Raw genomic sequence first — 20,582 nt, 5'->3', positions numbered from 1 at the left:
AACAATGTGTAAATGTTTTATAATAAACACCTTATGAATACCGTTTGGGACAAGAAATCTATAATCGGTCAATCACCTATGGACGGGGTGACTGATGCCGCATTCCGATATATCACGGACATCCACGGCCGGCCGGATCTGCTCTTCACTGAGTTTGTCCCTGTCGAGGGTATCGCGCGATCTGCCGTGCAAATACTTCATAGTTTTGTGCATCACCCGACTGACACTCCGACCTTGGCACAGATCTACGGTCGGGAACTGGATGCCTTTTATTCTTCTGCTTTTGTAGCGGCTGAACTTGGGTTTGACGGCATTGATATTAATATGGGCTGTCCCGACCGGGCAGTCACCAAAAGGGGCGCTGGTGCCGGACTGATAAAATCTCCGAAACATGCCGTAAAGATTATTACTACCGTCAAGCAGGCCATACTGGACTGGAGCCGGGGAAAAACGATGGAAGAGGCAGGAGTCACCGGCGAAGTCATCAGTCATGTCAGATATCTTCAGGAGAGGCATCAGACAAAAGGTGACAGATCACTGATACCAGTATCCGTGAAGACCAGAATCGGATATGAAAAAATAGTAACAACGGAATGGATCAAGAACCTGACCCAGGCTCAGCCCGTGACAATCACAGTTCATGGCCGCACGCTTGAGCAGATGTATACAGGCAAAGCAAACTGGGAAGAAATCGGGAAAGCGGCGGAAATAGCACACACCGTCGGGATAAAGTTGATGGGGAACGGCGATGTCCTCTCCGTGCCGTATGCCAGAGAAAAAATTCAGACGTACGGACTAGACGGAGTACTTATCGGAAGAGCTACATTCGGCAACCCCTGGATTTTCAGAGAAATGGAAGCGGATACGCAACTTCGGATAAGAACTGCGCTTGAACATGCAGAGGTTTTTGAGAAGCTCCTTCCGGATGGCCATTTCGTTTCTTTAAGAAAACATATGGCCTGGTATATCAAAGGATTTGACCATTCCGCCGCGTTGCGGGACAAGTTGATGCGTATGAAGACAATTACGGATGCGCGTGAAATTCTTGCTCCTTATGTACGTGAGGAATGATTCCGAAGATATTGCTGCAGTTTTTCAAACTGTTCAGGATTGTAGATAGAGACTGGAATGACTTCTTTCTGAAACTTTGTTAGCATTTTCATTAAATCCTTCTGTTTGTCCGGAGATACAAGATCCGTTTTGGTCAGTATGATCGTTTGATCTTTTGCCGCAACGGCAGGGTTGTAATTTTCAAGCTCATGCATCACGGTTTTGTAGTCTTTCTCAATATCGGCGGAATCGGCAGCAATACAATGCAGGATGACCGGTACCTTCTCGACATGCTTCAAAAACTTGAATCCTAAACCCTTTCCCTGCGATGCGCCTTCGATTAGTCCCGGAATATCCGCGATAACGCTTGTTTCAAACACTCCGAGATTCGGTTCAAGTGTCGTAAAAGCATACATTGCGGTCCGCACTTTTGCAGCAGTCAATTCATTGAGCAAACTGCTCTTCCCTGCATTCGGCAAACCCACCAATCCGAAATCAGCAATAAGCCGAAGTACCGTACGATATTCTTTTTCCTGACCGGGAGTGCCGGGTTCGTACTCGCGCGGAACCTGATGAGACGGTGTTGCAAATGAGCTGTTACCCCGTCCGCCGTTTCCGCCCCGTGCCAATAAATACTGTCTTCCCGTTTCATTTACTTCAATTTCGTATCCCGTTTCAAGATCAGTAAACAATGTCCCTACTGGAACTTTCAGAATTTTATCCTCACCGTCACTACCGTTTTTTCGAAAATTTTGGCCAGGTCGGCCATTTTCGGCTTTGTGCATTTTTGCCCCCACATACTTATGAAGGTCTGCCATTTGGGGATCAGCTTCGACAAAAACACTACCGCCGTTTCCTCCGGGACCCCCGCTCGGACCTTTCCTCATCGGAAAAAATGTGACAGCTCCGCGGCCACCGTTTCCCGCTTTTACTTTTATTGTTACTTCATCGACAAACATATGCTGATATTATAGATTGGATCTATACAAATATCCACACAAGAAAGATAGTCATGACCAGTTATTCATCTATCTTTGATATAATGAACAGCATTACTATGGAATTGCTTTTTATCTTTGCGCTTATTTTACTTAACGGTTTCCTCTCTATGGCAGAAGTGGCCTTGATTTCAGTGAAAAAATCAAAACTGAAACATCTGGCTTCTGAAGGAAATCTGAGCGCTGAAATCGCACTACAGATGGCGGAAAACCCGAACCGTTTTTTCTCAACCGTACAGGTGGGAATCACGCTTATCGGAATTCTGACCGGTGCCCTCAGCGGCGTGACACTTTCGGATCCGTTATCTAATCTTTTTTTCAGGATGGGACTTTCGCAGGGGATTGCCGATTCTCTCGGTTTCGGAATTATTGTCGTATTTGTGACTTATTTGTCGCTGGTTATCAGTGAACTTGTTCCGAAACGTTTGGGGATGAATTTTGCCGAAAAGATCACGCTGATGGTAGCCGGTCCGATGTACAACATCGCACGTATTTTCAATCCGTTTATTAACATTCTGTCAGAATCAACTGATTTCGTGATGGATACCTTTCACCTGAAAGCCAAAAAGAAGCTACCGGTAAGTGAAGAAGAAATACGTCTTCTGATCCAGGAAGGTGCACAGATGGGCGTTTTTGAAGCGGTGGAAAAAAATATTGTCGAAAAGGTACTGAATATCGGCGACGCCAAGGTGACTTCTCTTATGAAAGCGCGTAACAAAGTTGTCTGGCTGGATATCAAAGATTCAGATAAAGTATTAACGGATACGATTCTGGAAAATCAGTATTCATACTTTCCCGTCTCCGACGGAGAACTGGACAACATAATCGGAGTACTGAGGACGGATTCCTTTTTAGCGGAAACAATTGAAAAACGGGGAAGGAAACTGGATCTGAAAAGTCTTCTCCACAAGCCGCTTCTGATTCCTGAGAATAAGAAAGTACTTGACGCTTTAGAACTTTTCAAACGGATGAGGATTCATTTGGGCATTATTATCGATGAGTATGGCAATGTACAAGGAATTCTGACCCTGACAGATATTCTTGAATCAATAGTCGGAGATATACCCGATATCAATGAGCAGGAAGACTCAATGATCCTCCGAAGAAACAAAAACACTTGGTTTGTGGACGGATTAGTATCTACCGTAGACTTCAAAGAATATTTTCAGCTGCAGGAACTGCCCGAAGAAGAAGAGGAACTTTATAACACGATAGGGGGATTCGTGATGAATGAACTGGGAAGAGTACCCGTGACGGGAGATAAGGTAGAAGTGGACGGTTACAGTCTTGAAGTTGCGGATATGGACGGCAATCGTGTCGACAAACTTCTGATACACAAGAACGAGTGATTTCTTTACTCCGTTTCTTCATCGCCACTCATCGTCAATAGATTCTGGTCGTCAACAATCGGAGTTGCATCCAAAACTGTGTATTCCGCATCAATATACAAACGTGAGGGTTCTCCGAGTGAAGTGAGGTGACTATCCACTGCTTGGCAAAAAGTAGCATATCCGTCAACCCCTCCCAACATCACATACTCTGTGTTTCCCTGTTCATCCGTATGTTCACTCATAGCTCCGGGATGATAACATTCATTTGTTGCTCCGAAGAGTGACCATCCTGTCGGTTTTCTGTGAGGACATTCATGGGTCATCCGACGTATCTCATCATCTTCATAATCAGAAGGACTCATACTTCCGCGTATCCAGCAAGCCGGTCTTTTTTCTACCATAGGATTATTCCCATTTCATGGGTCCGAATCCGAAGAAAGTAGCTGAGATGTCATCATCACTACTGCCTGACATATGTTCAACCATCATTCTCGGATAGCCACTTGTAATATGATAAATCAATGTACCTGTACCCGGAAGAATGCCGTTTTCACCCCACGGAGTATCTTCCGGACCGGAAAAATCTGACTCTCGCAGCATCGGGTCTGTTTCTGAAAGATCCAGAACTGCAAGTTTTTCTAGTATTCGAGGATCAAGTGAGCCGGCCTGTACGCCTGCCTGAAGATCAGCTAATAAATGTCTTATCGTATATCCTTGCTGACGCTCCATAATCTGCCACATATCTCCGAAAAAGGCAGGACCGAACATTCTTGAATCCATGTTTCTCGTTGCTTCCTGGATAGCTCTTTCCTGTGCGTTTTTGGGTTCAGAACGGGTTTGAAATAGCTGGAACCAGTTTTCACCGAAGGTCACAATGTCAAGGGGAGCATTCGGATCTTTGAGTTGAACTGAATGAAGAACGGATCCTGAGAACTGTCCGTACATTGTTTGTAAGACTTCCCGTGAATCTTCGCGGCTAAGTAAGGAGCGGGGAATACCGCCTTCAAATTCAGGTCTTTTCATAATGCCCAGTATTATAGGACCGGCAATGGAGATTGTCAAAGCAACTGTGTCTTTCGAAATGCCAATGCCGACAGTTCACCCTGGATTGCACTTACTCAAAAGGAAATAAATAAGATATTGGAGGAACTTAATCAGTAAGAAATTTTATTCCTGCACAAATTGAAATGAGTTCCATCCTGCCGCATCTGCCCCTTGGATATTCTCGCTCCGATCATCAATAAGGAGAATTTGCTGAGCTCGGTATCCGCTTGTTTCAGCTGCATAGTGAAATATTTGCGGATCAGGCTTTACTAACCCCACTTCGCACGATCTGATTACGGCACTGTATGGCAAATCAGGAATAACTCCGCGTTCAAGTGCTTTTTCATAAACACCCGGATATATATTCGACAAAATGCCCACATTCATTCCTGAAGAAGAGAGCTCACGCATTGCCTGATGAGTTGAATCTATCGGTGAGAAATGATCCATCCAGAATGTTAGGAAATCTAATTCCACAAATGTACCGAACGAATTGTTCAATATTTCCCAAAATTCCTGTGGATGTAAATCACCTCTACAAATGGCGTCATCATACCGTCTCCACATAGCAGAAATTTCGTTCTCAGGCGCCTGAAGTCTTTCTGATATTGCCTGTATACCTCCTGAAAAATTGAAGACAACTCCACCCAAGTCAAAATATACAAATTCGACCTGCGGCCTAATTAGTTCAACTGCACGGATTATTTCTGACATGCTCAATTATATCAAAAACGATAAGTTAGCAAACTAAATAGAAGACTTTTTTATGTATTCAATTATCTCTTTTTCATAGTCCTTTACTGAATACCATGAAAAGTAATTATGGAATGGCCATTGTTTAGGTCTGCGCTTCATTTTAAAGTTGTATGCGTTTTTGATTTTTACTGTCGATGGCGGAACTACTTCATCCCATAACGAATACATAGTCATCACGCGCTCTGCAGGCAAATTTTCTAATGTTTTACTGTGTGATCGAAGATAGGAAAAGTAAATCGGATATCGGAGAAGGGTATATAGATACGCGAGAGGTGCAAAATATCCCGGCCGAAGACGAGTAGAAATAAGAATGGCGCCTTTTAACTGCTCGGTATACACCTTCAACGCTTCCAACGCCAGCAAACCAGATCCGCTAACAGCAATCAAAAACTGAGCTTTCGTGTCTACCACCTTCTTAAAATACAATTCTCTTTGCTCTTCTGCATCTGCTCCTCTTTGAAAGTTGATGGTATAGAAATCTGGATAAATATTATATTTCTTGGTCCAATGAGCAGTATTTCTCTCCAGATATGAAGTATTACCGGCTACTCCTGGAGTAAGAAGGACACGAATCTTGTGCTGCATGAAAAAATTATAATCTATTGTGAGTCCGCGGGGATTCGAACCCCGAACCAATAGCTTAAGAGGCTACTGCTCTACCGTTGAGCTACGGACCCTGAACTAGCTATTAGCTTATAGCCATTAGCTATTAGACTTTTCTTCAAATCTAGAAGCTAAAAGCTAACGACTATCCGCTAACACATGTGCCCCTAGAGGGAATCGAACCCCCATCACTGGTTCCGAAGACCAGTGCTCTATCCTTTAAGCTATAGGGGCAAACACAGAGAATATCTCTATGCAGCTTCAAGAATGTAGATATTATACTATACTTACCATGCTTACTGACATCCTATATCTCCTCGCCGTACTCTCTCTTCTGATCTTTCTCATCTGGGCAAGTATCTATATCATCTCTCTTATCATATCCTGGTTTCGCGGAGCTCCCTATGTTGCCACCAAAACAGAGGATTACAAACGGATACTTCATGAGATTGTACCGAAAAGAGGTACATATTTCCTCGAGGTGGGCTGCGGAGACGGAAGGGTACTTCGATATGCCGCTCAAACCTATGGAGTGAGAGGCAAAGGGGTTGATATCAATCCGATTATACTCCTGAAAGGCAAATTTCTTACTTATTGGCAAAAGCTCCGTAATATTTCATTTGTAAATGAAGACGTAAAAATGACTGACTTTTCCGGGGCAGACTATATTTATATTTTCCTTTTTCCTAAGCTTGTTGAGACGCTCAAGAATAAACTGCTAACAAAAACAAAACAGGATGTAACGATTATTGCCCATGGATTTCAGATCTCTTATCTGAGAAAATATCAGGACAAAGTATTGGAAGGAAAAACGTTCAAGACCTATATTTATAAAATATCACCGCGATAGAGTTTGACAAACATCTCTAAGGCAATATATAGTGAAATTATGCTTAAAAAAATCGGAGTAATGATGGCAATTTTTGTCATCACCGTCTCCGCCAACATCGCGATATCTCAGTACGTGCATGTCACAACGATAAAAAACAAAAACATTACCGTCATACTGCAGGAGTTTTCTGAGTTGTCAGGAGATGAATTTTCAAATCAGGAAATTGAGTATTTTATTGATGAGGGAGTGAAGGATCAGAGAGTTGCCGTCCTAAAAGCATTTTTTCGAAAGTATGACTCGCCGCTTTATGAACATGCAGACTTTATCGTCAAGGTATCCGACGAATACGGCCTTGATTATCGACTTATTCCTGCCATTTCCATGCAGGAATCTACCGCCTGCAAATTTATACCTCACAACTCATACAACTGCTGGGGATGGGGGATATACGGCGACAAAATTACACGATTCAAGTCTTATCCTGATGCTATAGAAACCATTGCCAAAGGTTTGAAGAAAAACTACATAGACAAAGGCCTGACTACGCCTGAGCAGATTATGGCAAAATATACGCCGAGTTCAAACGGCAGCTGGGCACGGGGAGTAGGACATGTTTTGGGGGTCTTAGAATAGAAACTTGAGTGTCATTCCCGACTTGATCGGGAATCCAGAAAAAGTATGGATAAATGCTACTATGTATATATACTTGCTAGTAAAAGAAACGGGACATTATATATCGGTGTGACTTCGGACCTGATTAAACGGATATGGCAACACAAGGCTAAGATAGTCAGCGGCTTTACGGCAGATTATGATGTGAATGTTTTAGTTTACTATGAAGTACATAATCAAATAGCACTTGCAATAAAACGCGAGAAGCAATTAAAAAAATGGAACAGAACGTGGAAACTTGAACTCATTGAGAGAAATAATCCTGATTGCAGAGATTTATATGAAGAAATAATAAAGTAGCTGGATTCCCGTTTTCACGGGAATGACATTGATGAATGAAGAATATAGACTTATTGCACATTGCGTGCGTTGGAGAGTTCCTGAGACATGGAGTACTGAGTTCCTTTTTTCTTCGTATTTGCGGCAAAAGCCGAACCTCTCTTTGCTTTTTTCGATTTCAAGGCTTCCATCCATGTTCCTGATTCACTGATTTTGAGCTTCAATGTCTGAAGTACTTTCAAAACAATCTCCAGGAATCGGACATGATAAATGCCGGGTTTTTCAGGCAGTGTATCAATAGTCAGTTTTTCGATATCTTTTACTTCACTCATAAGGGCTGAATCCGCTTTTTTAATGCTTTCAACTTCCTGCTTGATCGCTTTTATGAGTTCTTTTATTTCGGAGATCTGACGTTCTTCTTCGATCTGACGGAAACTGAAGATTGTTCCGCGTTCAGGATTGAAGGTTCCTTTTTGTTCAGGCTGTTCCTGCGGTTTTTCCGGTGCGTATTCGAGGTGTTCCTGCTGAAGCAGCTGTTCAAAAATACCTTTTCCGATATCTCCGAATGCTTCACCCACTTTATTTACCGTATCTTTGGACAAAGAGGAGACAGAACCGCCTATAGAGGAACTTTTTTCACGCTCAAGGCTTTCGCCTTTGACCTGTTTAGCAGGTCTGTTTGTGTTTTTTGAGCTGCCAAATGCCATGCTCTTATTATACTACAGGCTATTTATGTAATCAAGGGTCTTCTGTTTTCTCATGAGAGATGCATAATAGTACATATTTCCCTGTACTGCCTGCTTTTCCTTCTCATCCTTGATGCCTGCAAAAATTGTATCTAACTCCGCCTGTTCCACATTTATTTTCTCCTCATCTGCAATTTTCTGCAAGAGGAATTCCATTTTGTATGTATCTTCTATCTCTTTTTTGATCTGATCCATTATCTGTTCTTTTGTCAGATTCTTGGATTTGAGATAAGATTCCATTGTCAGACCGACCCGTTGTACGTCGTCAACAAGCTTGGAAAGCCGCTGATTGGCTTCTTCCTCGATGACAAGATCAGAAATCTCAACTGTTGCCTCAGAAAGAAGTGCTTCAAGTGCAGCCTGAAACTCTGCCTGACGTTGCTTTTCCTTGTCTTCTTCGGTCGGTTCTTTATCCTTACCCGGGACCCATATATCTGATTTTTTGACGTTCTCCTTTGCTTTTTTGACTTTTTCCTTATAGTTATTGAGTTTGATATCCGGAGTTGTCGCCGTTGTCATTTTGATTTCCCATTCCTCATTTTCTTTTGCTTTTGTGAGTTCAACTTTCGGTGAAATGATCGGTCGGACATCTTCTTTTTTCAGAATTTCAGAGTATACACGGGGAATATAAGAACGAAGTAAGTGTTCATACACCACGTCTTTTTGAATTTTTGATTCGGCGATATTTTTCGGTGCTTTTCCTTTGCGGAAACCTTCAACTTTCAGGTCTTTCCGAATGATCTCAAATGAAGAATCATATTCTTTCTTAATGTCTTCCCAGGGGACTTTCACAGTCAATTCAACGGTATTTTTAGGAAGATTTTTTCGGGCAAACGTATACATAGTAGTACTCAATATTGATAAATGATAAAGTCAACGGTGATATTATAACACGTGAGAGAAGCGAAGCGTGACGGAACAGGCTCGATTCTTACAGACTCATAGCAAGCTTTGCGTAGTAGAGTTTCTTATCAGCTTCACGACGCTCAAATTCATTGTGAATTGATCGTACACGGACTGCCCATGTCGGACTCGCGGCATAGATAGGACCTATTTCTTCAATAGTTTCCGCTCCGCGTCCGATATAGTTGTTTTTCAGACCCTTAGCGACGGCGTGAAATGCGTCACTCCATGAATCAAAATAAATATGTCCGCCGCCCCAACCGAACGGGTTGTGAGATTCAGGAATAAGATGCTTACCGAACGAGGATTCAAGTCCGGCAATAGAGGGAAGAAGATAACAGTCAATCTCGTATGTCGTACATGCGTCCATAAACGCATCTACTTCAGTAACAAGAGGTGATTTCTTGCTTTCAAGAACCTCCCGAATGACTGATTTCTGAAGATTCCGTTCGACATACTGGTCGACACGGTCATCAGTGGTTTCTGCAGTAACAAGCTTTGCAGACGTTCCTGCAATTTGCTCTGCACGAACGGTATTTGGTAAGATCAATAGTACTATAAGTAATAGTAATACTGCTATGTTTTTTACCATAAAAAAATGCTAAAGTTTTTCGTTAGGGAGAAAAACCTTAGCATCTTAGAATAATTATATCACATATTATAGGTTTGTCAAGTATATTATTTATATGACTTATATTAGGTACTTCACAAATATGTATATAGGGTGTTTAGACTGATGCAACAATATATGTTTGTATTTAGGAACACAATGCTTGAGGTCAAAAAGAGCCTTCTGTGATAAAATACCAATATGAAAACCTTTGATAGTTTTAGCTTCGGATGCAGGGTAAATCAGGCAGAAATGGAGGCTCTTGACCGTGAACTTATGCAAAAAGGATATGAAAAACAGTCAAAACAGCCTGATATTTATATCCTCAATACCTGCTCGGTGACGCACAAGGCCGAACGAGAGGCGAGAAAGCATATTTACAACCTAAAAAGACAGTTTCCGGACACAAAGATTGTTGTGACGGGCTGTGCAGCGACCAATTGGTCAAAAACGAACACAAAAGTAGGCGGAGTTGACTATCTGATTGACAATAAAAGCAAAGAACTTATTGCTGAGCTCTTGGAGAAGAAATATAATCATAAAATTGAGTTCCCTCAGGTAGAACCAGTCAAAACCTTCGATGAACCAACGGAAAGCACCGCTACGGACAAATTTATGCGTTCAAAGCGAGTCATTATCAAAATTCAGGACGGCTGTCATCGGTTTTGCAGTTTTTGTATCGTACCTTATCTCCGTGGATTGCCGCAGTCAACTAAAATAGAGGATATTGTCAAACAAATCCACTCGTACCCTGAGTATGTTGAGGCTATTTTGACGGCAATAAATACTGAAGCATACGGCCGGGATACGGGAGAAACGTTTGTTGATCTCGTCGAGACAATCCTAACGAAAACTGATATTTCGAGAATTAGCTTCGGTTCGATACATCCCTGGACCTTTCAGGACGATTTTTTCAATTTGTACCGAAAATACGCTCAATCGAATCGGTTTGTAGATTTTTTCCATATTCCGCTTCAGGCAGGTTCAGATAATATGCTCAAGCTCATGAAACGGGGTTACACGAGAGATGAATTTATTGAGAAGCTGAACATGCTCAAAGACATAAATGAGTTCGCATTCATAGGAACGGACGTAATAGTGGGATTTTTAGAAGAAACCGATCAGGATTTTGAGGATACTTACTCTTTTCTGGAAAAAACACCGATATCACGGTTCCATGTATTCAGATTTTCACGACGCGAACATACGGCTGCTTATTATCTCAGCAAAAGGCTGAAACAACCCTCACCGGCTGTAAAGAAAGCACGATCACAGCGTTTGAGAGACCTTTCCGATAAGAAATATGCTGCATTCCAGGAGATACATGTCGGGAAAACATTCGAAACGCTGATACTGGAACGGAGAGAAGGGGACTATCAGCACGGCCTTCTCACCAACCAGATGCTTGTCCGAGTAAAGACCGAAAAGGACTTCACAGGAGATCTAAAGAATGTTAGAATATATGACTATCGGAATGGAGAACTATTTGGTAAAATAGTCTAGTCCTGAAAGGAGCCGTAGCTCAATTTGGTTAGAGCGCTTCCCTGTCACGGAAGAGGTTGCGGGTTCAAGTCCCGTCGGTTCCGCCCTTCACCCCCTCATCTTCACATCACATCGTATTCAATAACGATTCATCAATCCGTGCGTATAAAGATTCGAGTATATCCAGTCTTTCTTCCAAAACGTCATACGGGATTTGACCTGATGCTACTTCAAAGGAGAGGTAAAGAAATGATAAATGCACCCCGGCAAGAAGTTCAATCTCGTCAGCTACAGTAAGTTGGGGCTCGGTTTGGATAAATTCTGACATATTACGTGATTTTTACCTTGTTCTCAATCAAAATTAATAATCAAACGCTACATTATACCTCAAACAAGTTCAATTACTTAAATATGGGAAATAGCAACAAAGTCTTCTGGAAGTTTGTAAATATATATTCATGACGCAGCGTATTGCGGTATTACGGGCAATATCACTCGGTGACTTTATTGTGGCACTTCCGGCATTATATGCACTTCGTGCTCATTTTCCTGATGCACACATTGATCTTTTGGCGCGCCCTTGGATGCATGAACTCGCTGAAAAACGCCCGTTTCCTTTCAACTCAGTCATTTCCGTACCGGTTTTTCCGGGTGTATATGATGATCCTGCAAAGATTGAAGATATAGTAAAACAGGAAGCCTTTTTTTCAGAAATGCAGAAGAAACGATATGATCTGGCTATCCAACTGCACGGCGGCGGTAGAAACTCTAACCCTTTTGTAAAGAGGCTGGGCGCGAACTATACAATCGGAATGAAAACCGATGATGCCCCCGATCTTGATAAAACAATTCCGTATCGGCTGTATCAGCATGAAGTTCACCGATATCTTGAAGTAGTGTCACTGGCCGGAGCATCTCCTGTAGCGATAGACCCGAAGATTCCGACAATTGAAGAAGATTACCGTGAAGCAACGGAGTTTATCAGAGGAATAAACTCTCCATATGTGGTACTTCACACCGGAGCAAGTGACAGTCGAAGAATCTGGCCGGCTGATTCCTACGCTCAATTAGGAGATCGGTTATATGAAGAAGGATATGAAATCGTTCTTACAGGTACTATATCTGAGGAAAACATCATAACTGAAGTGCAAAAAGCGATGAAACATCAGGCCGTCAATCTGTGCGGAAAACTATCATTGAGAGCCCTTATCGGAGTTCTCAAGCAAACCCGAGCAGTAATATCCAACGACACCGGACCAATGCATCTCGCCCGTGCGATCGGGATACCGACGATCGGAATCTATTGGTTCCCGAACATGATCCACTGGTCTCCGGTCACAAGGTCAACAAACCGCACTGCTATCTCATGGATTCAGGAATGTGAAGTATGTCGGCAACCGCTTTTTGATCGTGATTCTCAAATTCCGCTGAATGAAATTGAATCGTGCGGTCATATGAAATCATATGTCAGTTCCGTAACTGTTGATGAAGTCTTTCGTAAGACTATTGAACTCATTTCATAGCCTTGGATCAGTTATCATTCACTTCCTTACTGTTTTTTTATAAGAGTCTTTCACTATCTTTATGAAGCAACCTTATGATTACCCCATAACAAAATTTGTAAATAGCTTTGTTATTTATTATGAAAATACATATAGCAAAATTTATCAGAACAGCAGTTTCATTCTCTTTATTTAGTTACCTTACATTGAGTTTGATTCTGTTTCCTTTACCCATCGCCTGGGCCGAAGAAACCCCTCCTCCTGATAAGAATACGCTGACCGAACAGATACAAACACAGGCCCAACAGGAACTTCAAACCTCAAATCAGGAACAAAATAATACACAGGAAACCACACAACCTACTCAAGAGCAGTCAAATACGACGGTTAATACAGGAGATAACGTTTCGGAAACAAATCAATCAGAGAGTACATCCGAAACTGCAGTAGATAACAACAATACAGCTGCCGTCAATCAACAGGTGACGGCAACGGCCAATACCGGACACAATGAAGCGGGTAAAAATATCAGTTTCGGCGGTAATGCAGGAATTATTGTGACAGGGAATGCCGGAGTTCAGACAACCGCAAAAGCAGATACGAATAAAAATACAACATCCATTGGATACTCAGGGGCTACTTCAAATACTTCTTCCGATACAACTAATACCGGTAACGGTATGACTAAGACATCATCATCGCAAAATACAACGTTAACAATGGTAAACAATAACAATGAAACGGTAATAAATCAGCAGGCTCAGACTGAGGCTAATACCGGACACAATACCGCAGACGGAAACATCAGTATCGGCGGGAGTGCCGGAGTTATACTGACAGGTTCGGCATATACCTCTACCAACTTTCTCGCGACTGCAAACGGAAGTGTCATCCTTATCGGGGGAGACAGTAATGGCAACGGACCGGGCAGCGGAGCATCTATCATCCTCGTAAACACCGGAGACAATAATGACTTTGCTTCCAGATTGATGAAGCAACGCTCGACCACGATAAGGAACAGTAACTCTGCACTCATCTCACAAAGCTGCGGAGCAGGTCAAGCACTCTGCATGGCAAATACAGGGCACAATCATGCTGACCGCAATATCGGACTTGCGGGAAGTGCGGGAATAATTCAAACCGGAGATGCACTGGTATATGTAGACATGAAAGCAGATGCAAACGACAACAGCACAACGATTGCAAACAACGGAAACAGTAGCCAAAACAGTACCGATATACTCAACACCGGAGACAATACAACTTCAGATACATCTTCATCTGACACAACTAATACTGATGTCACAAACACAAACAAGGCTGCAATCAATCAACAGGTCAATGCCGTAGCCAATACCGGATATAATACGGCCAACAGAAATATTAGCTTCGGCGGCGACGCAGGGGTCATATTTACTGGAGACGCTGCCGTCATTGTGAAAATGGACGCAAAAGCGAATGAAAATTCCGCAACCCTAAAGGAAGAAACAAACGACCCGGTCGCTGACAGCAGCAGTAGTGATCCGCTATATACAGCATGCGGAACTTCAGGACAAAATACGGAAATCATAAACACCGGAGACAATCTCCAGACTGATACTTCAACAACAAGTACAACAGATATTTCCGTGACAAATACCAATAAAGCATTCCTTGTCCAAAAAATCACAGGACAGGTAGACACTGGATCCAATACCTCAAGCAGAAATATCGGCAGTCAGACAGGTATTATCGGGACAGGCGACGCTGTTCTGGCCGTGCAAACTGAGGCCAATGCAAATACAAACAAAACTGAAGTTGGCTGTCAGGTTATAGCAAAAGCCGATCCGTCACCCACACCCACACCGACTCAGGACCCTACAGTCACACCTACACCGACATCCGGACCGAATCCTACCGCAACACCGACCACAACACCGACAGGCAACGGGGGAAATAACGGAGGAACCAAAACCGGCGGTGGAGGAACAACACTGGCTTCGACATCTACAACAGGATATAAAGGCGGCGTTCCCTTCACCACGGGAGATGTGCTTGGAGCATCCGTAAGCAGACTTCCTACCACGGGTCCTGAAGATATGATTTCCTTTTTGCTTGCATCGCTCGCAGTCTTGCTTTCCGGCGGAGTATTAAGGAAAACTACATACGCTTCCAGAAGTTATACGTTCAAAATTGATGAAAGGGGGTGAATAGAAATATGCTAAATAAGAAAATGTTACTAACTGGAATCTCAATGCTCGCAATAATGGGGCTGGTTGCAACACCGGCAGCTTTTGCCGCTTCCGATACCACAAATATCGTCAACAGCGGTGATGATGCACAGGTGACAACTTCCTCATCAACATCAACAAATGTGAATGTGTCAAATACCAACGTAGCTGCCATTACTCAACAAGTACAGGCACATGTTAACACTGGTCACAATTCTGCTGACGGAAATATCAGTTTGAATGGTGCCGGAACGTCAATTATGACAGGTAGCGCACTTTCACAAATCGGTCTAGATGTCGATGCAAATGAGAATCAGACAGCTATTGCAGTGAGTAGCGGAGACGGTGATTCCAATTTGACGGATATCGTCAACACGGGAGATGATGCAGATATTGATACTTCTGCAAATTCTACCACGAATGTTTCAGTAAACAGTATGAATTCTGCATTCGTCCAACAAGCTGCAAACATTCATGCTAACACCGGACATAATGATGCTGATGACAATATTGGTTCTGGACCGACTCTTACCACAGGTAACGCTGCTGCTGCCGTTGGTTTTGACGTTGATGTCAATGACAACACAACAGCAATCGGACTTGGTGGGGGAATGAGTTCACTTTCTTCTCACGAAGGAGGGAATATGACCAGTATCGTTAACACGGGAGATGATCTTGATACAGACACAAATGTACATACAAGTACATCTATGAGCTCATCGAGTTCAAATTTGATGACTGTATTGCAAAGTATCATGACACATACCAATTCAGGTCACAATGACGCTGATGACAACATCGGCGGAACCGGAATGATGACTGGTGGAGCAGGTGTACAAGTTGGCTCTGCTGCGGAAGGCAATTCAAATAGTTCCTTTATCGGAAATATTATGGATATGCTTTTCTTTTGGTTGAGTTAATCTTGTAGGGTTTCCAGTGCCCCGGGGAAAATCCCCGGGGCACGGAAAGATAAGATATTGTACCTTGTTCGGACAAGCCAGTCTGTAAGAAACGTTGTTTATTTCAGATTTTTTACTAAAAAGACCTGAAATAAATTACGGAATTGACTATGAAATACCTAACATTCCTTCTCATTTTCACGTTGACGATAGCACAGCCTCTTGCCGTTTTTGCAGTCACGGAAACTCCGGATATTTCTCCCACACCGTCAGTCGAAGAAGCAGTTACAGAAACACCCGTGCCTGAACCGAGTCTCACACCTGAGACAGAAATCTCACCGACACCTGAAGAATTGATTACTACCCCACCGATCCCGGTTACTGAAATTACTCCCACGGTGATTCCCACTATCGATATGACTACGGATGACTTAATCAAATCGGAACAATCTACAGAAGAAGCCAGCCCGAGCAGTGTGATTGTTCAAGAAGTAACACCGGTACCTACCGTAACACTGACAGCACCGGTTATCCGAACGGGAAATGCTGAAAACGTAGTCACTGTGGACAATGTTATAAATACCAATATTACAGGTGCAGGTAATTGCATGCTTATCTTATCTCATAACTTCGACACTCAGGACATCTTGAATTTAACCGATAGCTGTCAAAACATACTGGTCAGTACTGAATCTGCAATCCAGAGTGAAACCATCAACGAAAATGATGCAGAAGTGGAGACGACGATTCAGGCAATTGCTGACACCGGTAAAAACGTGTTGCTTATACCTGACGGAATTATTATGACGGGAGACAGCAGAGTACAGGTCGATTTGTTCAACCTGATTAATACCAATATTACCGGGTCAAATACTTTGGCTCTATACTAGCACATTAACAATTTGTAATAGTTCATTGTAAAGGATCGATGGGGATTTGCTCCATCTCCATTCACACTCTTTCAAGTGTAATGGAAAGTTTTTCTTTACACCATTGAACTTAACGAGACGTCTTTTACAAAAGGACCAGAATGACTCTATGCCATTGATATGGACCCCTTTTGTATTTGAGAACTCATTTTTCTTGTGATTGATTCTCAAATGTTTGTCATACCCGACATCAACAAGTCCGTTGTATCCGCTCCACGAATCTGAATATACAGTACTGTTCAAGTCAATCTTTCCCTTCATAACAGCATGTAGCGTTCTTCTTTTACAGTTTGGAATGATACGAGTAAATACACGTCCTTGACGCTCATATATCCCAAATACTACCTGCTTAAATGACGTCCCACGACCTCTTTTACTTGACTTGCCTCTCATCCTTCGAGGTCCAAAGTATGATTCATCAATTTCTATCTCACCACCAACATATCGTTGCATCTGGTGCACTTGGTGATGATATATGAGTTGACGAATATTATTGTAATATTTGTTGACTGTATTGCGGTTGAGACCCAAAATACCAGAGGTCTGTGTAGCACTCAGATCGTGTGCAAAACACCATAGTATCTTTTTTCTCTTGTATTTTGATATCGGCCTATTGTTACAAACCATACCTCTAGTTTAGCACTACTCTGCTAGTCTAGAGCCTTAATAATTACTTTGTTGTCTTTATAGACTGCGTCATTTTGTACGCCATACCGGCCAAAATCCCCCCGATCATCGGACCGATCAGATAAAAACCTGCCGCATCAATATTCTTGCTGAGATCGGCAAATTTATACAGATACGGACTCAGGCCGACTGCCGGATTGAAAGCACCGCCTGATGTTGGCCCGCCGATAAAAGCCGCAGTCATTAGCGTCAGGCCGATAGCAGCGCCGTAATAATGATTATTTTTAACCTTATCTGAATAGGCTACATGTAATACTACAAACGCTAATAAAAATGTAAAAAGAACTTCGACAAGAAGCGCAGAACTCATTTTGGCACCTTCTGCGACAGTGGGAATAAAAGCGGTATCATTGATCGTCTCGACAGCGGCGGCAGCAACTACACCTGCCAAAAGCTGTACGACCATATACTGCAGCGCAGCTTTCAAATTGATCTTGCCGTTAAGAAGCGCCGCCAATGTAACGGCCGGATTGTAATGTGCTCCGGAAATATATCCGCCCATATAGACAAGTGCTGCTAGGACTCCTCCGATGGCAAAAGGATTCTGGGAAATACCGACAGTCAAAACCAGAAAAAATGTACCGAGAAATTCAATGAAATTTTTCCGTAGCATAGGATACGATTAGTTAATGGATAATGTATTCAGTATAGCAAAATTTACCCTTATCGGAACCTCACTCACTTCATCAGCTTGAGACCTGTCGCTTCATCAAATATGCGTTCGATTGTCCCTTCAAAAATATCAAGTTTGATCTCACAGGTTGCAGATATTTCCATACTTTTGACATGCCCCGCTATTGCCTGAAGTTGCCTGCCCCCGAAAACACCGTGAGTATGTGCAAAAACCGAGCCGTCAATCAATGCAATATTCCCGGTCAAAGATGTAATTTCAAGATTTTCCTCAATAACCTTTGTTTCATACTTTTTTGTCTGAAGGTTGTACCAAGACAGCTCCAGTTTATGACAGGCCCCGATACCGTGAAAATATCCGGACTTAATATTGTTTTTCGTGCAGAAGTCCTGTATTGCTGAAATAAACTCTTCACCGCGGTCAAATCTCAGAATGTATGAGTTACTTTGTTGTTTGATGATGTTCATACGGTCATTGTAGCATGTTCGTCAAATCGAGGGATCCCTTTGAAAATATCACAAAAAATACGCTACAATAAAACTATTCTATGGAAAATAAAGTAGTTGCCGAACTTGATTTTGCCGCAAACCTATCGTACAACTTTAAATCAATCAGTAAAGTAGTTGTGCTCGTAAATGGAGTTTTTGATATCCTACATCCGGGACACATTTATTTTCTTGAGCAGGCAAGGTCACACGGTGATGTAGTTTTCGCAGGTGTGCAGTCAGATGACGCGATAAAGCAATTTGCCAATCCTAAAGGGCCTGTCAATTCACTCGAACATCGCATGAAGGTTCTGGCATCAGTATCATTAGTTGATTATGTCGTATCGTATGCAGAAAAAAATGCATCAAATCTTATCGGGGAAATTAAGCCGACCATATATGTCCTCGCCGGAGATTATAAAAAAGGACAGCTGCCCGAGGAAGCAGTGATAAAGCAGATTGAAGGAACGATACAAACCGTAAAATATGATCCGCGATATTCGACACGCGAAGTCATTGATAAAGCAGTGGCATTGTACTCGCAGCCTCAGCAGGAATCTTCTTCCGAATAAATTGTTCGAATTATTTTGAGACGGTTGGTATAATATAACGTATTGATTTTGAAAGGGCGTATAGCTCATCCGCCAACCGGCGGAGGCTGAAACGTTCACAGGGCGTATAGCTCATCCGCCAACCGGCGGAGGCTAGAAGCGTTAGGGCGTATAGCTCATCCGCCAACCGGCGGAGGCTAGAGAAACGTTCACAGGGCGTATAGCTCATCCGCCAACCGGCGGAGGCTAGAGCGTTCACAGGGCGTATAGCTCATCCGCCAACCGGCGGAGGCTGGAGAGCGTTCACAGGGCGTATAGCTCATCCGCCAACCGGCGGAGGCTAGAGCGTTCCGGCGGAGGCCAGAAACGTTCACAGGGCGTATAGCTCATCCGCCAACCGGCGGAGGCCAGAGCGTTCACAGGGCGTATAGCTCATCCGCCAACCGGCGGAGGCTAGAGCGTTCACAGGGCGTATAGCTCATCCGCCAACCGGCGGAGGCTAGAGCGTTCACAGGGCGTATAGCTCATCCGGCCAACCGGCGTATAGCTCATCCGCCAACCGGAGGAAGCGTTCACAGGGCGTATAGCTCATCCGCCAACCGGCGGAGGCCAGAGCGTTCACAGGGCGTATAGCTCATCCGCCAACCGGCTGGAAACGTTCACAGGGCGTATAGCTCATCCGCCAAGCGTTCACAGGGCGTATAGCTCATCCGCCAACCGGCGGAGGCTGAAGCGTTCACAGGGCGTATAGCTCATCCGCCAACCGGCGGAGGCTAGAGCGTTCACAGGGCGTATAGCTCATCCGCCAACCGGCGGAGGCTGGAAACGTTCACAGCGTTCATCCGCCAGGGCGTATAGCTCATCCGCCAACCGGCGGAGGCTAGAAACGTTCACAGGGCGTATAGCTCATCCGCCAACCGGCGGAGGCTAGACAGGGCGTTCATCCGCCAGGGCGTAGGGCGTATAGCTCATCCGCCAACCGGCGGAGGCTCATAGGCCAGAAGCGTTCACAGGGCGTATAGCTCATCCGCCAACCGGCGGAGGCGCCAGCCGGCGGAGGCTAGAGCGTTCACAGGGCGTATAGCTCAGTTGGCTAGAGCGTTACATTGACATTGTAAAGGTCTCAGGTTCAAGTCCTGATACGCCCACACTTTCCCGTATGGAACATGTTTCATTACCCCATCAGGATCAGATTCTTCTTCTCCGATATCAAATACTTCTTATGCAGTTGTCTGTCATACCGCATCAAGCAGACAATTCGTTTTTGATGGAATCAGCCGAACGAGACCCGACAGCAGATGCATATGATCAGATGCTGAACCTCAGAAATCAACTTACTGAGCGCGGCATCATGCCTGATGAATAAATAACCAACTCACTTT

Annotated in this window: 24 protein-coding genes, 4 tRNA genes and 1 CRISPR repeat array; of the genes, 14 read left to right on the top strand and 14 right to left on the bottom strand. The window is 43.5% G+C overall.

Annotation, left to right across the window (positions count from 1 at the left end; genetic code table 11):
- Window positions 1-33 precede the first annotated feature (33 nt).
- On the top strand, window positions 34-1,071 hold the full coding sequence (locus IPM65_05760; GenBank protein QQS43624.1) for a tRNA-dihydrouridine synthase: 1,038 nt from the start codon (window positions 34-36) through the stop codon (window positions 1,069-1,071).
- Here the strand turns inward: IPM65_05760 and obgE are convergent.
- Entirely contained in the window at window positions 1,053-2,009 is a 957-nt protein-coding gene (gene obgE / locus IPM65_05755) for a GTPase ObgE (protein ID QQS43623.1), read from the bottom strand. The two genes, IPM65_05760 and obgE, sit on opposite strands and share 19 nt — an antisense overlap.
- Window positions 2,010-2,092: 83 nt before the next feature.
- Between obgE and IPM65_05750 the strand changes: the two genes are divergently transcribed.
- A complete protein-coding gene (locus tag IPM65_05750; protein ID QQS43622.1) occupies window positions 2,093-3,397 on the top strand; it encodes an HlyC/CorC family transporter in 1,305 nt (434 codons plus the stop codon).
- Between the two features lie 5 nt (window positions 3,398-3,402).
- Here the strand turns inward: IPM65_05750 and IPM65_05745 are convergent, their stop codons facing one another.
- The 6 genes from IPM65_05745 to IPM65_05720 all read right to left on the bottom strand — a co-directional run bounded on the left by IPM65_05745 (window position 3,403) and on the right by IPM65_05720 (window position 6,016).
- Window positions 3,403-3,780, bottom strand: a complete 378-nt coding sequence (locus IPM65_05745; protein QQS43621.1) for a hypothetical protein — start codon at window positions 3,778-3,780, stop codon at window positions 3,403-3,405.
- A gap of 4 nt (window positions 3,781-3,784) precedes the next feature.
- Window positions 3,785-4,402 carry a hypothetical protein gene (locus IPM65_05740; GenBank protein QQS43620.1) on the bottom strand — a complete coding sequence of 206 codons (618 nt, stop codon included), beginning with the start codon at window positions 4,400-4,402 and terminating at the stop codon, window positions 3,785-3,787.
- A gap of 144 nt (window positions 4,403-4,546) precedes the next feature.
- Window positions 4,547-5,137, bottom strand: a complete 591-nt coding sequence (locus IPM65_05735) for an HAD-IA family hydrolase (GenBank protein ID QQS43619.1) — start codon at window positions 5,135-5,137, stop codon at window positions 4,547-4,549.
- A gap of 33 nt (window positions 5,138-5,170) precedes the next feature.
- Window positions 5,171-5,764 carry a hypothetical protein gene (locus IPM65_05730; GenBank protein QQS43618.1) on the bottom strand — a complete coding sequence of 198 codons (594 nt, stop codon included), beginning with the start codon at window positions 5,762-5,764 and terminating at the stop codon, window positions 5,171-5,173.
- 20 nt (window positions 5,765-5,784) lie between these two features.
- Window positions 5,785-5,856, bottom strand: a tRNA-Lys gene (locus IPM65_05725).
- A gap of 88 nt (window positions 5,857-5,944) precedes the next feature.
- Window positions 5,945-6,016, bottom strand: a tRNA-Arg gene (locus IPM65_05720).
- 58 nt (window positions 6,017-6,074) lie between these two features.
- On the opposite strand from IPM65_05720, the gene IPM65_05715 reads away from it, so the two are divergent.
- From IPM65_05715 to IPM65_05705, 3 genes are read left to right on the top strand one after another with little or no spacing between them, the layout of a single operon-like run.
- Entirely contained in the window at window positions 6,075-6,632 is a 558-nt protein-coding gene (locus IPM65_05715) for a class I SAM-dependent methyltransferase (GenBank protein QQS43617.1), read from the top strand.
- Window positions 6,633-6,671: 39 nt separating this feature from the next.
- The gene (locus IPM65_05710) at window positions 6,672-7,247 is read left to right on the top strand and encodes a hypothetical protein (GenBank protein QQS43616.1); all 576 of its coding nucleotides are present in this window, start codon (window positions 6,672-6,674) and stop codon (window positions 7,245-7,247) included.
- Between the two features lie 45 nt (window positions 7,248-7,292).
- A complete protein-coding gene (locus IPM65_05705) occupies window positions 7,293-7,586 on the top strand; it encodes a GIY-YIG nuclease family protein (GenBank protein ID QQS43615.1) in 294 nt (97 codons plus the stop codon).
- A gap of 50 nt (window positions 7,587-7,636) precedes the next feature.
- On the opposite strand, the gene IPM65_05700 is transcribed toward IPM65_05705, so the two are convergent.
- The 3 genes from IPM65_05700 to IPM65_05690 all read right to left on the bottom strand — a co-directional run bounded on the left by IPM65_05700 (window position 7,637) and on the right by IPM65_05690 (window position 9,806).
- Complete coding sequence (locus tag IPM65_05700; protein QQS43614.1) at window positions 7,637-8,272, bottom strand: hypothetical protein; 636 nt, start codon at window positions 8,270-8,272, stop codon at window positions 7,637-7,639.
- A gap of 12 nt (window positions 8,273-8,284) precedes the next feature.
- Entirely contained in the window at window positions 8,285-9,166 is an 882-nt protein-coding gene (locus tag IPM65_05695; GenBank protein ID QQS43613.1) for a hypothetical protein, read from the bottom strand.
- Window positions 9,167-9,242: 76 nt separating this feature from the next.
- Window positions 9,243-9,806, bottom strand: coding sequence for a glucosaminidase domain-containing protein (locus IPM65_05690; protein ID QQS43612.1), 564 nt, complete (start codon window positions 9,804-9,806; stop codon window positions 9,243-9,245).
- A 219-nt stretch (window positions 9,807-10,025) separates the two neighbouring features.
- Between IPM65_05690 and IPM65_05685 the strand changes: the two genes are divergently transcribed.
- A complete protein-coding gene (locus IPM65_05685) occupies window positions 10,026-11,327 on the top strand; it encodes a MiaB/RimO family radical SAM methylthiotransferase (protein QQS43611.1) in 1,302 nt (433 codons plus the stop codon).
- An 8-nt stretch (window positions 11,328-11,335) separates the two neighbouring features.
- Window positions 11,336-11,410: transfer RNA gene (locus IPM65_05680), tRNA-Asp, on the top strand.
- Between the two features lie 23 nt (window positions 11,411-11,433).
- Here the strand turns inward: IPM65_05680 and IPM65_05675 are convergent.
- A complete protein-coding gene (locus IPM65_05675) occupies window positions 11,434-11,634 on the bottom strand; it encodes a hypothetical protein (GenBank protein ID QQS43610.1) in 201 nt (66 codons plus the stop codon).
- 130 nt (window positions 11,635-11,764) lie between these two features.
- Between IPM65_05675 and IPM65_05670 the strand changes: the two genes are divergently transcribed.
- The 4 genes from IPM65_05670 to IPM65_05655 all read left to right on the top strand — a co-directional run bounded on the left by IPM65_05670 (window position 11,765) and on the right by IPM65_05655 (window position 16,807).
- Complete coding sequence (locus tag IPM65_05670; protein ID QQS43609.1) at window positions 11,765-12,829, top strand: glycosyltransferase family 9 protein; 1,065 nt, start codon at window positions 11,765-11,767, stop codon at window positions 12,827-12,829.
- A gap of 119 nt (window positions 12,830-12,948) precedes the next feature.
- Window positions 12,949-14,997, top strand: a complete 2,049-nt coding sequence (locus IPM65_05665; GenBank protein QQS43608.1) for a hypothetical protein — start codon at window positions 12,949-12,951, stop codon at window positions 14,995-14,997.
- Window positions 14,998-15,005: 8 nt separating this feature from the next.
- Window positions 15,006-15,938, top strand: a complete 933-nt coding sequence (locus tag IPM65_05660) for a hypothetical protein (GenBank protein ID QQS43607.1) — start codon at window positions 15,006-15,008, stop codon at window positions 15,936-15,938.
- Window positions 15,939-16,087: 149 nt separating this feature from the next.
- Window positions 16,088-16,807, top strand: a complete 720-nt coding sequence (locus tag IPM65_05655) for a hypothetical protein (GenBank protein ID QQS43606.1) — start codon at window positions 16,088-16,090, stop codon at window positions 16,805-16,807.
- Here IPM65_05655 and IPM65_05650 read toward each other — a convergent pair.
- The 3 genes from IPM65_05650 to IPM65_05640 form a co-directional block, all read right to left on the bottom strand.
- Window positions 16,799-17,473, bottom strand: a complete 675-nt coding sequence (locus IPM65_05650; protein QQS43605.1) for an IS1595 family transposase — start codon at window positions 17,471-17,473, stop codon at window positions 16,799-16,801. The genes IPM65_05655 and IPM65_05650 overlap by 9 nt on opposite strands.
- Before the next feature lie 43 nt (window positions 17,474-17,516).
- The gene (locus IPM65_05645; protein QQS43604.1) at window positions 17,517-18,146 is read right to left on the bottom strand and encodes an aquaporin; all 630 of its coding nucleotides are present in this window, start codon (window positions 18,144-18,146) and stop codon (window positions 17,517-17,519) included.
- Between the two features lie 65 nt (window positions 18,147-18,211).
- Complete coding sequence (locus tag IPM65_05640) at window positions 18,212-18,631, bottom strand: DNA-binding protein (protein ID QQS43603.1); 420 nt, start codon at window positions 18,629-18,631, stop codon at window positions 18,212-18,214.
- A gap of 80 nt (window positions 18,632-18,711) precedes the next feature.
- On the opposite strand from IPM65_05640, the gene IPM65_05635 reads away from it, so the two are divergent.
- The 3 genes from IPM65_05635 (at window position 18,712) to IPM65_05625 (ending at window position 20,566) form a co-directional block, all read left to right on the top strand.
- Window positions 18,712-19,221, top strand: a complete 510-nt coding sequence (locus tag IPM65_05635) for an adenylyltransferase/cytidyltransferase family protein (GenBank protein QQS43602.1) — start codon at window positions 18,712-18,714, stop codon at window positions 19,219-19,221.
- 148 nt (window positions 19,222-19,369) lie between these two features.
- A CRISPR array of direct repeats spans window positions 19,370-20,243; the repeat unit is 27 nt; unit sequence GTATAGCTCATCCGCCAACCGGCGGAG.
- A 31-nt stretch (window positions 20,244-20,274) separates the two neighbouring features.
- Window positions 20,275-20,348, top strand: a tRNA-Val gene (locus IPM65_05630).
- Between the two features lie 11 nt (window positions 20,349-20,359).
- A complete protein-coding gene (locus tag IPM65_05625) occupies window positions 20,360-20,566 on the top strand; it encodes a hypothetical protein (protein QQS43601.1) in 207 nt (68 codons plus the stop codon).
- Window positions 20,567-20,582: the final 16 nt, after the last annotated feature.

The organism is Candidatus Roizmanbacteria bacterium (assembly GCA_016700135.1).
Taxonomy (GTDB): Bacteria; Patescibacteriota; Microgenomatia; order UBA1406; family GWC2-37-13; genus UBA1450.
The sequence above is the reverse complement of the archived record's forward strand: the minus strand, read 5'-3'. Positions and strand labels throughout refer to the sequence as shown.

Coding starts and splice junctions, on each gene's coding strand:
- IPM65_05760 (QQS43624.1), top strand. CDS start 34: ATGAATACCGTTTGGGACAAGAAATCTATAATCGGTCAATCACCTATG.
- obgE (QQS43623.1), bottom strand. CDS start 2,009: ATGTTTGTCGATGAAGTAACAATAAAAGTAAAAGCGGGAAACGGTGGC.
- IPM65_05750 (QQS43622.1), top strand. CDS start 2,093: ATGAACAGCATTACTATGGAATTGCTTTTTATCTTTGCGCTTATTTTA.
- IPM65_05745 (QQS43621.1), bottom strand. CDS start 3,780: ATGGTAGAAAAAAGACCGGCTTGCTGGATACGCGGAAGTATGAGTCCT.
- IPM65_05740 (QQS43620.1), bottom strand. CDS start 4,402: ATGAAAAGACCTGAATTTGAAGGCGGTATTCCCCGCTCCTTACTTAGC.
- IPM65_05735 (QQS43619.1), bottom strand. CDS start 5,137: ATGTCAGAAATAATCCGTGCAGTTGAACTAATTAGGCCGCAGGTCGAA.
- IPM65_05730 (QQS43618.1), bottom strand. CDS start 5,764: ATGCAGCACAAGATTCGTGTCCTTCTTACTCCAGGAGTAGCCGGTAAT.
- IPM65_05715 (QQS43617.1), top strand. CDS start 6,075: ATGCTTACTGACATCCTATATCTCCTCGCCGTACTCTCTCTTCTGATC.
- IPM65_05710 (QQS43616.1), top strand. CDS start 6,672: ATGCTTAAAAAAATCGGAGTAATGATGGCAATTTTTGTCATCACCGTC.
- IPM65_05705 (QQS43615.1), top strand. CDS start 7,293: ATGGATAAATGCTACTATGTATATATACTTGCTAGTAAAAGAAACGGG.
- IPM65_05700 (QQS43614.1), bottom strand. CDS start 8,272: ATGGCATTTGGCAGCTCAAAAAACACAAACAGACCTGCTAAACAGGTC.
- IPM65_05690 (QQS43612.1), bottom strand. CDS start 9,806: ATGGTAAAAAACATAGCAGTATTACTATTACTTATAGTACTATTGATC.
- IPM65_05685 (QQS43611.1), top strand. CDS start 10,026: ATGAAAACCTTTGATAGTTTTAGCTTCGGATGCAGGGTAAATCAGGCA.
- IPM65_05675 (QQS43610.1), bottom strand. CDS start 11,634: ATGTCAGAATTTATCCAAACCGAGCCCCAACTTACTGTAGCTGACGAG.
- IPM65_05670 (QQS43609.1), top strand. CDS start 11,765: ATGACGCAGCGTATTGCGGTATTACGGGCAATATCACTCGGTGACTTT.
- IPM65_05665 (QQS43608.1), top strand. CDS start 12,949: ATGAAAATACATATAGCAAAATTTATCAGAACAGCAGTTTCATTCTCT.
- IPM65_05660 (QQS43607.1), top strand. CDS start 15,006: ATGCTAAATAAGAAAATGTTACTAACTGGAATCTCAATGCTCGCAATA.
- IPM65_05655 (QQS43606.1), top strand. CDS start 16,088: ATGAAATACCTAACATTCCTTCTCATTTTCACGTTGACGATAGCACAG.
- IPM65_05650 (QQS43605.1), bottom strand. CDS start 17,473: ATGGTTTGTAACAATAGGCCGATATCAAAATACAAGAGAAAAAAGATA.
- IPM65_05645 (QQS43604.1), bottom strand. CDS start 18,146: ATGCTACGGAAAAATTTCATTGAATTTCTCGGTACATTTTTTCTGGTT.
- IPM65_05640 (QQS43603.1), bottom strand. CDS start 18,631: ATGAACATCATCAAACAACAAAGTAACTCATACATTCTGAGATTTGAC.
- IPM65_05635 (QQS43602.1), top strand. CDS start 18,712: ATGGAAAATAAAGTAGTTGCCGAACTTGATTTTGCCGCAAACCTATCG.
- IPM65_05625 (QQS43601.1), top strand. CDS start 20,360: ATGGAACATGTTTCATTACCCCATCAGGATCAGATTCTTCTTCTCCGA.